Origin of the sequence: Pseudohongiella spirulinae, from assembly GCF_001444425.1 — a bacterium.
In the GTDB taxonomy this organism is placed as follows: Bacteria; Pseudomonadota; Gammaproteobacteria; order Pseudomonadales; family Pseudohongiellaceae; genus Pseudohongiella; species Pseudohongiella spirulinae.
Window position 1 is genome coordinate 2560400 of the sequence record NZ_CP013189.1, and the last position, 13766, is coordinate 2574165.

The window sequence follows — 13766 nt, forward strand, 5'->3', positions numbered from 1 at the left end:
TCCTGAGCCATACTTTTGAAGCACGAAAAACAAGCTCGGCAACATAACATTTTTTGTAGCCTGAGCGATAATAATCTGGTAGCTTACTGCGCTTGCCGAAGTCGGCCTGAGTTTTCAGCCGGGATTGCAGGGAATGCAGATCCATGACAGAGGCATAGTTTCTGTTGGCAAGCGCGCAGGATCGCGCTACTGTTAAGAGTCAAATTTCCGGCCCTGCAACGCTGGGCGGAAATTTCGGGAAACCCGTGAGGGTAAGAGGCCTGGTTAACCATGTCCAAGACGCAAGCAACTACTGCAACCGACAGCGCATCCGTGCTGAAAAACTTTACGCCTTACAAGTTAAAAAAAGGCGAAGAGTACATGAACGAGGCTCAGAAAGAGCACTTCAAGGCTATTCTGAGAAGCTGGCGAAACCAGTTAATGGAAGAAGTCGATCGCACCGTGCATCATTTGCAGGATGAAGCGGCTAATTATCCAGACCCAGCCGACCGTGCTACTCAGGAAGAAGAATTCAGCCTGGAACTGCGAACCCGGGATCGTGAGCGCAAGCTGATAAAAAAAATCGACTCGACAATCGAAAAAATTGCCCAGGACGATTACGGTTACTGTGAGTCATGTGGCATTGAAATTGGTATCCGTCGTCTTGAGGCTCGCCCGACGGCCGATAAATGCATTGACTGCAAAACGCTGGATGAAATCCGCGAAAAGCAATGGGGTGCCTGAGCGGCACCCCTTCTTACATCGGCCGCTTCGCACCTTCTCCCAGCGGCGCCCTGCATTTCGGTTCATTGCTGGCTGCGCTGGCCAGCTATCTGGACGCCCGGTCTCATAACGGCCGCTGGCTGCTTCGAATGGAAGACCTTGACCCGGCCCGCGAACCACCCGGTGCCGCTGATCAGATTCTCCGCACCCTGGATGTATATGGCCTGCACTGGGACGGCGACGTTGTTTATCAAAGCACACGGCTCGATGCCTACCAGGATGCGCTGGACAGACTGGAACAGGTCGGCCTGACCTTCCGCTGCACCTGCTCACGCAAACGTGTCCATGCGCTCGGGGGCGTTTACGATGGCAAGTGCCGCCAGCGCAAATCACCACCCCGGCAGGATTATGCGATCCGCATGAAAGTGGATGACATTGTCATCTGCGTTGAAGATCAGATACAGGGACTTTACCAGCAACAATTAAAAACGCACTGCGGTGACTTTATCCTGCGCCGTCGTGATGGCCTGTTTGCTTATCAGCTTGCCGTGGTTGTCGATGACGCCTGGCAGCAAATCACAGATATTGTGCGAGGCTATGACCTGCTGGAGTCGACTCCACGGCAAATCTGGTTGCAATCATGCCTGCAGCTCCCGCTTCCACGCTATGCGCACTTGCCTGTTGCCAGCAATGAAGATGGCCAGAAATTAAGCAAACAGCACTTTTCGCGTGCGTTGAGTCTGACCGAAGGCGCCAACATGATCCGTCAGGCGCTCAGCTTTCTGGCCCATCCTGTACCCAGCGAGCTGTCAGATGCCCCGGTTTCCGATATTCTGCCCTGGGCAATCCGGAACTGGGATATACAGCGTGTACCCAAGTTGGCTAATATTGTGGTTTCTCCTCAGCTCAGTTAATTGTGGACTAGTTATGTATCTGCCTCCTTCAACCCTCATCATTCTGGTGTTCAGCTACTTGCTGTACCTGTTGAGCGTTGAGTGGGCCATGCAGATGGACGGAGCCTGGTACCGACCATTTATCCTGTGTCTAATGATTATCATGGCCGGGGCCTGGGCATATCGGGAACAAAATTCCGATGAGCTTTGAACTCAGCACGCTCTTTGCCATCGGCATAGGGTATCTGGCCATCCTGTTCGGCATCGCTTACGTCACCGAGAAAGGCTGGATTCCCGAGCGGATCGTCCGCCACCCGGTTGTATATGTGCTTTCGCTGGGGGTGTTCGCCAGCGTCTGGTCCTACTATGCCGCAACCGGCAATGCATTCCGGGACGGCTTTGGTTATCTGGCTCCATTCATCGGTATTTCGCTGGCCTTTCTGCTATCCCCCCTGGTGCTGCGCCCCATCCTCAATCTGACCAAAACCTATCAGCTCAGTTCGCTGGCCGACCTTCTGGCCTTCCGATACCGCAGCCCCTGGGCCGGCACACTCACCACACTGGTCATGCTGATTGTTGTTATGCCCCTGCTTTCCCTGCAGATTCAGGCCGTTGCCAACACGGTTGGGTTGCTGGCACCCGAAGCCACCCAGTTGTCGCTGGCACTGACTTTTTGCCTGTTAATCACCCTGTTTGCCATCTTTTTTGGAACAGGCAAAGGCTCGGGGCGAGAACGCCACGAAGGCCTGGTGATGACCATCGCTTTTGAGTCCATCGTAAAGCTGGTTGCTCTGCTGTTGGTAGGCGGATTTGCAGTATTCAAGGGTTTTGGCAGTTTTGACGCCATGGAGCAGTGGCTGCAACAACAACCTGAACTGCTGCGACGACTGAAGGAGCCCGCTCCACCGGGCACGTTCCAGGTCATGATGCTGGTGTTTTTTACCGCGGCGGTGGCTACACCGCAGATGTTCTACATGACATTTCACGAGAACAACCACCCGCGGGCACTGAGCGTTGCCAGCTGGGGACTGCCACTCTACTTTCTGCTGTTGAGCCTGCCGGTGCTGCCAATACTATGGGCAGGACTCAAGTCCGGCAGCCTGTCGCCCATGGAGTATTATCCGGTTACGCTGGGCATGGACTATGACAATCCTTTGTTCACCATTATCGGCTTCCTTGGCGGACTCTCGGCCGCCAGCGGACTGATTATCGTGATTACATTAGCCTTGTCGACCATGTGTCTGAATCACCTGATCCTGCCTGTCTGGCAACCCAGTGCGCGGCAGGATATCTATCGCTGGCTGTTGTGGAAGCGGCGCATACTGATTGCCGCACTGATCTGGGGTGGTTTCCTTTTTTATTACATACCCTCTGACAGTCAGAGCATCCGGGCAGTCAGCAATATCGGCCTGATCGGCAGCCTGCAGTTCCTGCCCGCCATTATCGCATTGCTCTACTGGCCACGCGGCAACAAAAAAGGATTTATGGCAGGGTTGGCGGCAGGCACCGCCATCTGGGTCGCCTTCCTGGTTCTGCCGGTTGCAACCGGCATTAACTTTTTCACTCTCGGTGATCTGAATACTCGTGAAATTGTCGCACTGTCGCTGGTATGCAATGTCACCCTGTTCGTGATTGTCTCATTGCTCACACGCAGTTCAAACGAAGAAAAAATCTCGGCGGATATCTGCTCTGTCGATAACCTGCGCAGACAACGTCGTGCCCGGGTCACCGCCGGCTCAGCTGACGAGTTTATCAGTCAACTGACCAAACCTCTTGGCGAGCGCACAGCCACGCGCGAAGTCATGCAGGCACTGCGCGACCTGAACATGGATAAACAGGATCGCCGCCCGAAGTCCTTGCGTCTGCTGCGTGGCCGCCTGGAAGCCAATCTGTCAGGACTGCTGGGGCCCGCCATTGCGCACGATCTGATTGACCGCTTTCTGCCCTATACAGCCAATAGCGAGTCAGGCGCATCCGATGTAGCAGCCATTGAAAGCCGGATCGAAGCTTACCGCAGCAACCTGTCCGGCATGGCTGCCGATCTGGACAACCTGCGACGTTATCATCGTCAGATTCTTATGGATCTGCCGCTGGGTGTCTGCTCGCTTGGACCGGACGACCAGATCATCATGTGGAACCACGCCATGGAAACACTCACGGCCACTACACCCGATGAGGCTGTGGGTCTCCACCTGAGCGAAATCGGCGAACCCTGGTTCTCCCTGCTCAATCGCTTCCGGGAAGGCGACAACGCGCACCTGCACAAAGTAACCGTCAATGTTGGCGGCAACAAGCGTTACATCAGCCTGCACAAGGCCGTCATCGAACAATCAGCCAGCCCGCGTATCCGCCAGGATGGTGTGATTATCCTGCTGGAAGACCTCACCGATACTGAGCTGCTTGAAGAAGAGCTGGCGCATTCGGAACGCCTGGCCTCAATTGGTCGGCTGGCGGCCGGTGTCGCTCATGAAATTGGCAACCCCATCACCGGTATTGCCTGCCTGGCACAGAACATTCGTGACGAGACCCAGAACGATGAGTTGCGCACCATGGCCAGACAAATCATTGAACAGACTGATCGCACATCGCGCATCGTTCAATCTCTGGTAAATTTTGCCCATAGTGGTACGCACAATAAAGCTGATCAACGGCACGAAATTGTTTCCGTTGCAGAATGTATCGATGAAGCCATCACGCTGGTATCACTGAACAAGAAAGGCAAATACATGCACTTTGATGTCAGCTGTGAACCGGATGCCCGTATACTCGGTGATTCCCAGCAGCTACTGCAGATCCTGGTCAATCTGATCAATAATGCCCGTGATGCCAGTCCGGAAGAAAGCACGATTACGGTCTGCTGTGAACGAATTGCAGCATCGGTGCAAATCAGCATCAGCGATCAGGGAACCGGCATACCAGATGAAATCCGGGACCGGGTGTTCGAGCCGTTTTTCACCACCAAAGAGCCCGGCGAAGGCACCGGTCTGGGCCTGTCGCTGGTTTACAGCCTGGTTGAAAACCTCGGCGGACATATTGATATAATGAATGCCAGTGACAGGCAGGATAACCCGGGTGCACGGGTAATCCTCAGTTTTCCCTGTTATGATGCCCAGCACGCAAAAGCCTAATGGCCCCGTTTATTATTGACTGAGTAAAACCATGACAGCACAGCACAATGTTCTGGTAGTTGAAGACGAGCAGGTTATACGCACAGCGCTCCGGCGGCTGTTGGAGCGTCACGGCTACCAGGTCAGCGAAGCCGGCTCGGTCAAGGAAGGCGTCGAGCTGCTGGCTCAGAACCACTACGACATTGTTGTCAGCGACCTGCGCCTGCCCGGGGCTCCGGGCACCGACCTGATCAAGGCCACCGACACACCGGTATTGATCATGACCAGCTATTCCAGCCTGCGCTCTGCCATCGATTCCATGAAACTGGGTGCAGTCGACTACATACCCAAGCCCTTTGAACACGAAGAGATGCTGCAGGCTGTTGAGCGCATCATTAAAGACAACCCCAAACCAACACCAATAAGCAGCAGAGCAAGAGCAGACGATACCGAACACGAACCGCCGGTGCCGGGAATGATCGGTAGCTGCCCTCAGATGATGGAGTTATTCCGCCGTATACGCAAAGTGGCCCTGACCAGCTCCACGGTGCTGATCAATGGCGAATCGGGAACCGGCAAAGAACTGGTGGCGCAGGCCATTCACAGGCTCAGTGACCGCCACGAGGCAGAGATGATCTCCGTGAACTGCGCCGCGATCCCTGAGAATCTGATTGAGTCCGAGCTTTTTGGCCACGAAAAAGGCGCGTTTACCGGCGCCACGGCCAATCGGACCGGATTGGTAGAAGCCGCCAATGGCAGCACTCTGTTTCTGGACGAAATCGGCGAGCTGCCTCTGGACGCGCAAGCCCGATTGCTGCGAGTGCTGCAGGAAAATGAGATCCGCAAGGTGGGCTCTGTGCAGTCCCGCAAGGTGGATGTACGACTGGTCGCCGCAACACACAGAGACCTCAAACAACTGGTTATCGACGGCGATTTCCGTGAAGACCTCTACTATCGCATTAATGTGATGACCCTGGTGCTACCGCCGCTTCGTGAGCGCGGTAACGATATTCTGGAGTTGGCTGATGCCATACTCACCCGCACATGCCAACGCCTGAAGTCCCCGATTCTGACATTTACCAATGAGGCCACCCAGGCCATTGCCAGCTACTCCTGGCCCGGCAATGTCCGAGAACTGGAAAATGCCATTGAGCGCGCCGTTGTGCTGGCAGAAACATCAGAGATTGGCGCAGAGTTATTGGCGATTGATCTGAACAGCAAGAGAGTCATTCGGCCGCTGACCGAACGTACCCGTATTACCGAGACTGATGACGATGACTCGGCTGAAGAGCTGTCTCTGGAAGATTACTTCCAGAAGTTTGTGCTGGAACACCAGGATCAGATGAACGAGACGCAACTGGCCAAGAAACTTGGCATCAGCCGCAAATGTCTGTGGGAGCGGCGTCAGCGCTTTGGCCTGCCCCGCAAAAAGAAGCAGGCCTGAAACTGTTACCGATACTCATCTACCCATTAGTTTAGAGTTATTTGGTAACACTTTTCTTGATACTCAGTAGTAGAAACATCGCTTTAATTTATAACTAATTGTTTATAAAGCAAATATTACTTTTGGCACACTAAGTGCATTAGTAAAGGTAATAACAATAAAAAAACACAATAAAAATAAAACTCGACAAACAATAATAAATAAACCTGGCATCCAAATAGGTGCAAAATAATAAAAATAATCAAACAGGAAGGCAGTTTAATCGGGTATGCCGAAGCTGATCGTCACTGTTACTGAACTTGACACGTATTTGTGTCTCCAATAAAAACAAAAGCATCACAAGAACAAAAAGAAATAACAACAATAATAATAAACAAATACCTTCCTTGCGGGGGGGTCGAGTCACCCCCCAGAGCATTTCACCCTGCACTCTTTCTCACTTCCGTGTATTATTGCAAAAAATCAGTTGGTAGCTGCGCGCATGGATACAGCTCACCAGGATTATTGCGTATATGGACCCTGACGTGCCGATGTTAAAAAAGCTGACCCGATTCCTGTTTGGCTCGCCTGCCAAGGTAGTGGACGCTAATCAACCCGAACCTGAACAAGACACTCGCGCCAGCACAAAAACCGGCAAAGCCCGCAAACACTATGCAACCTCTTCCAATAGTCCAACCCGGGCCAGCAATACATCAAATTTGCTCAAGGAGCTGGATCTTCAGGACGTAGATATCATTGCACGCGAAGATCATTGCATTACCCGCAAGAATATCTCCCCCAATGCTCTCAAGGTACTGTATCGACTGAACGATGCAGGATTCCAGGCGTTTCTGGTCGGCGGCGGTGTGCGCGACCTGCTTTTACAAGGCCATCCAAAAGATTTTGATATCTCGACAGATGCAACCCCGGAGCAGGTTAAAGAGCTGTTCAGAAATTCCCGGGTAGTCGGACGCCGATTCAAAATTGCGCATGTCCGCTTTGGGCGTGAAATTATTGAGGTGACCACCTTTCGGGCGCATCACGATATTGAAACTGAAGTTGAAGATGATCAGTCGCGCCGTCATATCCGCGACCTCGACTCCGCACATACATCCGGCGGCATGATCCTGCGCGACAATGTTTATGGCAGCATTAACGAGGATGCCTTGCGGCGCGATTTCACGGTCAACGCGCTGTATTACACCACCAAAGGGTTTGTACTGCTGGACTTTGTGAACGGACTGGCAGACATCAAAAGCCGACAGATACGCATGATTGGCGACCCTGATACCCGTTTCCGCGAAGATCCGGTGCGAATTCTGAGGGCCGTGCGCCTGGCCGCCAAACTGGATTTTGACATTGAAAAATCCACCGAAGCCCCCTTGCCGCGTCTGGCACATCTGCTGCAGTCGATATCATCTGCCAGATTGTTCGACGAAACCGTGAAACTGTTTACGACCGGCAAATCTGCCGAGACTTTTGCAATGCTGCGCCACTACGGCATCGCTGAATATCTGTTCAAGCCTGTGCTGAGCTACCTGACCGACGATAATCCGATAGATACACAATTTGTTGCACTGGCGTTTCGCAACACAGACCAGCGCCTGGCGCAAGGCAAGTCAATAACCCCCGCGTTTTTGTATGCGGCTCTGCTGTGGCCAGTACTGCGCCATGAGCTGATGCAGCAGAACGGCAACCGGCGACCCACTGCCACACAGATTCAGCAGACAGCCAGCGATGTGATTGCATCACAGCTACGTTATACGGCAATCCCCAAGCGTTTTACAGCCATGATGCGGGAAATCTGGGAACTGCAGTGGCGACTGGAACCGGTCAGTAAAAGAGCGGTTGACGGCGCAATGGGGCATCAGCGTTTTCGCGCCGCCTACGACTTTCTGCTGCTGCGCGAAGAGGCAGGTGAAGATCTGGGCGGAACCGGCGCATGGTGGACCCGTTTCCAGCTGGGAGATCGTGCTGATCAGGAAAACATGATCGCTGCCCTGCAGAGCGCTAAAAAGAAACGCCCGCGCCGCCGCAAACCACGTAAACAGTCGGAGTCAGCGGATTGATGCACACCATGCCTCGCTACATTGCCGTCGAAGGGCCCATCGGGGTCGGCAAAACCAGCCTGGCAAAACGCCTGGCGGAGTCGTTCAACTATGACATCATGCTGGAAAAGCCCGAGGAAAATCCTTTTCTTGAGCGTTTCTACAACAACCCGCGCCAGCATGCCCTGGCCACGCAATTGTTCTTCCTGTTTCAGCGTGCACAACAGTTACAGGCGATCAAACAGGATGACCTGTTCGAGCCCGTGCGCATTGCCGACTTTCTGATCGACAAAGATGTGCTGTTTGCCCAGTTGAATCTGGATCCGGATGAGTTCCTGTTGTATCAGAATGTCTTCGATCACCTGACCATCGATGCACCGGCCCCGGATCTGGTCATCTACCTGCAGGCGCCCACCCAGATACTTCTGCAGCGCATCCAGAAGCGCGGTATTGCTGCCGAACAGACCATTGACGCCGACTATTTGAACCGGCTGAATGATGCCTACACGCGTTTTTTCCACTACTACGACCGCTCACCGCTGCTGATAGTCAACTGCAGTGATCTGGATCTGGTGGATGGTGACGACGACTACCAACAATTAATCTCACGCATCATGAGCTCTCCCCGCGGCGTTCAGTACTTTAATCCAAAACCCACCTTGCTGTGACTATCGGGTCACGCTAAGCTGCATCAGGAAGGGGAAACAACATGAGTGCACAATCCGATCGCCAGCACGTCACGCTGGCTACTCTGAACAAGATCAACGCCAAAGGCGAAAAATTCGCCTGCCTGACGGCCTATGATGCGCTCTATGCCCGGCTGCTGAATGATGCCGGTGTCGAGGTAATTCTGGTCGGCGACTCGCTGGGCATGGTGTTGCAGGGGCACGACAACACACTGCCTGTGACCATGACAGACATGATCTACCACGTGGAATGTGTCAAGCGTGGCAACAGCCGGTCCTTTATCATGGCTGACATGCCCTTTATGAGTTACTCCTCAGAAACGGAAACTCTGGAGAATGCCGCTGCCCTGATGCGAGCCGGGGCAGAGATGGTCAAACTGGAAGGCGGTGCCTGGCTGGCCAGTTCAACTCGCCTGCTTGCCGAGAGAGGTATTCCGGTCTGCGTTCACATGGGACTCACCCCACAGTCCATTAACCTGTTTGGCGGCTATCTGGTTCAGGGTCGTAACCCGGAGCAGGCCGAAAAAATGGTTGAAGAGGCGCTGCAACTACAGGAAGCCGGTGCCAGCATATTGCTGCTGGAGTGTGTACCCGCTTCGCTCGCCAGGCGCATCACAGAAGCGCTCAATATTCCAGTGATTGGCATTGGTGCCGGACCCGACACAACCGGCCAGGTGCTGGTGCTGCAGGATATTCTGGGCATATCGCCCATCAAACCCAAGTTTGTGAAAAACTTTCTGGCCGAATCAGACAACGGCATCGCTGGCGCCATCAAGCGTTATGCAGATGATGTAAAACAGGGACACTTCCCTGCGCCGGAACATTGTTTCGACTAATTCCGGATACATCTCTCTATGCAAATCTGTTTCACAACTGAATCACTTCGCCAGGCTCTGAACGGTGAACGGCACAAGGGCAACACCATTGCTGTGGTGCCCACCATGGGCAACCTGCATGCCGGTCATATCAAACTGGTACATACCGCCAATGAGCTGGCAGACATTACCGTTGCCACGATTTTTGTCAATCCCATGCAGTTCGGCCGCAATGAAGATCTGGACAAATACCCCCGCACACCGGACGCTGATATCAACAAACTGACTCAGGCCGGCTGTGACTATCTATTCACCCCGCCTGTGTCTGAAATTTATCCAGACGGTCTGGATCGTCACACAGTGGTGACGGTGCCCGGCATTTCAGAACGTTATTGCGGTGCGAGCCGTCCAGGGCACTTTGATGGCGTGGCTACCGTGGTCAGCAAACTGTTTAATCTGGTACAGCCAGATCATGCCGTCTTCGGCCTTAAGGACTATCAACAATTTCAGGTGATCCGCAAAATGACACTTGATTTGCGTTTTCCGATCACGCTCACGGGCGTGGCGACAGAGCGCGAACCAAGTGGTCTGGCTATGAGTTCTCGTAATGGCTACCTGAGTTCAGACGAAAAGATCACCGCAGCGCAGTTGTACCGCACGCTTCAGGACACAGCAAAGAACGTCGCAGCCACCGGCAATCATTTCCGGCAGCTGGAAAGTGACGCCGTCAGACAACTGCAAAAAGAGGGGCTGCGGCCCGACTATTTCAGCATCTGTGATGCTCATACGCTGGAACCAGCCGATGATGACACACACCGTCATCCCGGTCAGAAGCTGGTCATACTGGCCGCTGCATACATCGGCAACACCCGCTTGATTGATAACCTGGAACTGACGCTGACGGCCTGAGTGCCGCAATAAAAATACTGGGAGCAAGCTATGGCAGAAGATAAAGTCTATCCCGTCGACAAAGAGCGAGCCGCTCATAGCCTGATCAATATCGACGATTATCACCGCCTGTATCAACAATCAATTGATCAGCCCGACATATTCTGGGCCGAACAGGCAGAGAAGTTTGTCGGCTTTTTTGAACCCTGGAGCAAGGTTTTTGACGGCGAGTTTGCCAAGGCTCAGGTCGCCTGGTTCAAAGATGCCAAGCTGAATGTCAGCTGGAATTGCATTGATCGCCACCTGCCCCAACGCGCCGATCAGACAGCCATAATCTGGGAGGGAGATGAGCCCGACAGCAGTCTGCACATCACTTACCGCGACCTGCATCAGGCAGTTTGTCGCATGGCCAATGTGCTAAAAGCGCGCGGTGTCAAAAAAGGCGACCGGGTGTGCATCTATATGCCCATGATTCCCGAGGCCGCCTATGCCATGCTGGCCTGCACCCGCATTGGTGCCGTTCATTCGGTTGTGTTTGGTGGCTTCTCGCCCGATGCTATCCGCGACCGCATCCAGGACTCTGATTGTCGCACTGTTATTACAGCCAACCAGGGCGTCCGCGGTGGCAAACTCATCCCACTGAAACACAACGTGGACAAGGCGCTGGAGCAGTGCCCGGATGTGCACTCTGTCATTGTGGTGAAGCACACTGAGGCCGACACAGGATGGCATGCGGAACGCGATGTCTGGTACCACGAGGCTATTTCCCAGGTCGATGACCAATGCCCTGCTGAGGTCATGGACGCTGAGGACGCCTTATTCATTCTTTATACATCCGGCTCCACCGGCAAACCCAAGGGAGTGCTGCACAGCACAGCCGGCTACCTGCTGCAGGCCGCCATGAGCCACAAGTACATCTTTGACTACCACGAAGGTGAGGTTTTCTGGTGCACGGCTGATGTAGGCTGGGTGACCGGACACAGCTATATCCTTTACGGGCCGCTGTGCAACGGCGCAACGACCCTGATGTTCGAAGGCGTACCCACCTACCCCGATGCTTCGCGCTTCTGGCAGGTGATCGACAAACATCACGTGAATATTTTTTACACCGCGCCTACAGCCCTGCGTGCACTCATGAGTCTGGGGGACGAGCCAGTCAAGAGCAGCTCCCGCGCATCGCTGCGCCTGCTCGGCTCAGTCGGCGAACCGATTAACCCGGAGGCCTGGGAATGGTATCACAAAGTAGTTGGCGAAGAGCGCTGTCCGATAGTCGACACCTGGTGGCAGACTGAAACCGGCTCCACCATGATCAGCCCCATGGCTGGCGTTACTGACCTGAAACCCGGCTCCGCAACCCTGCCCTTCTTTGGTGTTAAACCAGAACTACTGGATGCTCACGGCAAGGTTATCCAAGGTGCCGGCAAAGGCAATCTGGTTATTACACAGAGCTGGCCTTCTCAGATACGTACCGTATTTGGTGATCATCAGCGGTGTGTGGACACTTACTTCAAGGCCTACCCGGGCTATTACTTTACCGGCGACAGCGCACGCCGTGACAAGGACGGTTACTACTGGATCATTGGCCGGGTGGATGACGTAATCAACGTCTCCGGGCATCGTCTGGGCACCGCGGAGTTGGAGAGCGCCCTGGTTTTACATCCTAAAGTTGCAGAAGCTGCCGTGGTCGGATACCCACATGATATCAAGGGCAACGCTGTCTATGCCTATGTGACACTGATGACTGGCATCAAAGACTCCGACGATTTAAAAAAGGAACTTATTCAATTTGTTGCTGACGAGATCGGGGCCTTTGCCAAGCCGGAAATCGTACAGTTTGCACCAGGGCTGCCCAAAACACGCTCCGGCAAAATCATGCGCCGCATTCTGCGCAAGATTGCCGCCAATGAAATAGACCACCTGGGTGATACCACCACGCTGGCTGAACCCTCTGTCGTAGATAATCTCATCGAACATCGAGTTAACAGGTAAACCGTATGCAGGATATCGTTATCGTCGCTGCCGGACGCAGCGCTATTGGAACCTTTCAGGGTGACCTGGCTGCTTTGCCGGCCACCGAGCTGGGTGCCCAGATCATCCGTCAGTTAGTACAGCGCACGGCAGTAGACAGCGCGTTGATTAACGAGGTGATTATGGGTCAGGTGCTGACAGCCGGCTGTGGTCAGAATCCGGCACGTCAGGCCAGTATCCATGCCGGGCTGGGCGTCGAAACACCAGCCATGACCATCAATAAAGTGTGCGGATCCGGTCTCAAAGCAGTGCACCTGGCCGCCCAGGCTATTCAGTGCGGCGATGCCGACATGATCATCGCTGGCGGCATGGAAAACATGAGCCAGTCTGCGCACGTGTTACCCAATTCGCGCACAGGTCAGAAAATGGGCAACTGGCAGGCAGTCGACACGATGATTCATGACGGTCTGTGGGACGCCTTCAATAATTATCATATGGGCATCACGGCCGAGAATCTGGTTGAGAAATATCAGATCAGTCGGCAGGAGCAGGACGAATTCGCTTTGGCCTCACAGCAAAAAGCCGTTGCTGCGATACAGGCCGGCCACTTCAAACAGGAAATCCTGCCCGTCCAGATTCCTCAGCGCAAAGGGGAGCCAATCATTGTCGATATAGACCAGGGCCCGCGCGCCAATTCGTCTATCGAAGCTCTCTCCCGTCTGCCAGCCGTCTTCAAGAAAGATGGCTCAGTGACCGCCGGCAATGCGTCCGGGCTCAACGATGGCGCCGCCGCTGTCATCGTCTGCAGCCAGCGCGCTGCGGAGCAGAACGGTCTGACCCCTCTGGTACGGATCAAAGCCTGGGCCAATGCCGCTGTGGATCCAAAAATCATGGGCATTGGCCCGGTCTCTGCCACTCAACGCTGCCTGGCAAAGGCGGGTTGGGGCATTGATGACCTTGACCTGATCGAAGCCAACGAGGCCTTTGCTGCCCAATCATTGGCAGTCGCCCGCGAACTCAAGTGGGATATGGACAAAGTTAATGTCAACGGCGGTGCCATTGCATTAGGTCACCCGATTGGCGCCTCAGGTTGCCGGGTATTGGTGACACTGATTCACGAAATGATTCGCCGTGATGTTCACAAAGGCCTGGCTACACTGTGCATTGGCGGTGGCCAGGGTGTGGCAATTGCTGTTGAGCGGGGTTGAAGTCAAGCAAGTGGACAGCCACGACATT

Annotated in this window: 11 protein-coding genes; all 11 read left to right on the forward strand. The window is 54.0% G+C overall.

The window, feature by feature from the left end; translation table 11 throughout:
- Positions 1 to 270: 270 nt before the first annotated feature.
- A complete protein-coding gene (gene dksA / locus PS2015_RS11795) occupies positions 271 to 723 on the forward strand; it encodes an RNA polymerase-binding protein DksA (protein WP_058022424.1) in 453 nt (150 codons plus the stop codon).
- Positions 711 to 1616, forward strand: a complete 906-nt coding sequence (gene gluQRS / locus PS2015_RS11800; protein ID WP_058022425.1) for a tRNA glutamyl-Q(34) synthetase GluQRS — start codon at positions 711 to 713, stop codon at positions 1614 to 1616. Before dksA ends, gluQRS begins: the two co-directional genes overlap by 13 nt.
- A 13-nt stretch (positions 1617 to 1629) precedes the next feature.
- Entirely contained in the window at positions 1630 to 1806 is a 177-nt protein-coding gene (locus PS2015_RS15635; RefSeq protein ID WP_156412731.1) for a hypothetical protein, read from the forward strand.
- Positions 1790 to 4723, forward strand: a complete 2934-nt coding sequence (locus PS2015_RS11805; RefSeq protein ID WP_058022426.1) for an ATP-binding protein — start codon at positions 1790 to 1792, stop codon at positions 4721 to 4723. Before PS2015_RS15635 ends, PS2015_RS11805 begins: the two co-directional genes overlap by 17 nt.
- 31 nt (positions 4724 to 4754) lie before the next feature.
- Positions 4755 to 6146 carry a sigma-54-dependent transcriptional regulator gene (locus tag PS2015_RS11810; protein ID WP_058022427.1) on the forward strand — a complete coding sequence of 464 codons (1392 nt, stop codon included), beginning with the start codon at positions 4755 to 4757 and terminating at the stop codon, positions 6144 to 6146.
- 512 nt (positions 6147 to 6658) lie between these two features.
- Complete coding sequence (gene pcnB, locus PS2015_RS11815; protein ID WP_237113324.1) at positions 6659 to 8194, forward strand: polynucleotide adenylyltransferase PcnB; 1536 nt, start codon at positions 6659 to 6661, stop codon at positions 8192 to 8194.
- A complete protein-coding gene (locus PS2015_RS11820) occupies positions 8194 to 8841 on the forward strand; it encodes a deoxynucleoside kinase (RefSeq protein WP_058022428.1) in 648 nt (215 codons plus the stop codon). Before pcnB ends, PS2015_RS11820 begins: the two co-directional genes overlap by 1 nt.
- A 41-nt stretch (positions 8842 to 8882) precedes the next feature.
- Positions 8883 to 9695, forward strand: coding sequence for a 3-methyl-2-oxobutanoate hydroxymethyltransferase (gene panB / locus PS2015_RS11825; RefSeq protein WP_058022429.1), 813 nt, complete (start codon positions 8883 to 8885; stop codon positions 9693 to 9695).
- An 18-nt stretch (positions 9696 to 9713) separates the two neighbouring features.
- A complete protein-coding gene (gene panC / locus PS2015_RS11830) occupies positions 9714 to 10583 on the forward strand; it encodes a pantoate--beta-alanine ligase (protein WP_058022430.1) in 870 nt (289 codons plus the stop codon).
- 30 nt (positions 10584 to 10613) lie between these two features.
- Complete coding sequence (acs, locus tag PS2015_RS11835) at positions 10614 to 12551, forward strand: acetate--CoA ligase (protein WP_058022431.1); 1938 nt, start codon at positions 10614 to 10616, stop codon at positions 12549 to 12551.
- Positions 12552 to 12556: 5 nt separating this feature from the next.
- The gene (locus PS2015_RS11840) at positions 12557 to 13738 is read left to right on the forward strand and encodes an acetyl-CoA C-acetyltransferase (RefSeq protein WP_058022432.1); all 1182 of its coding nucleotides are present in this window, start codon (positions 12557 to 12559) and stop codon (positions 13736 to 13738) included.
- The last annotated feature ends 28 nt before the right edge of the window (positions 13739 to 13766 follow it).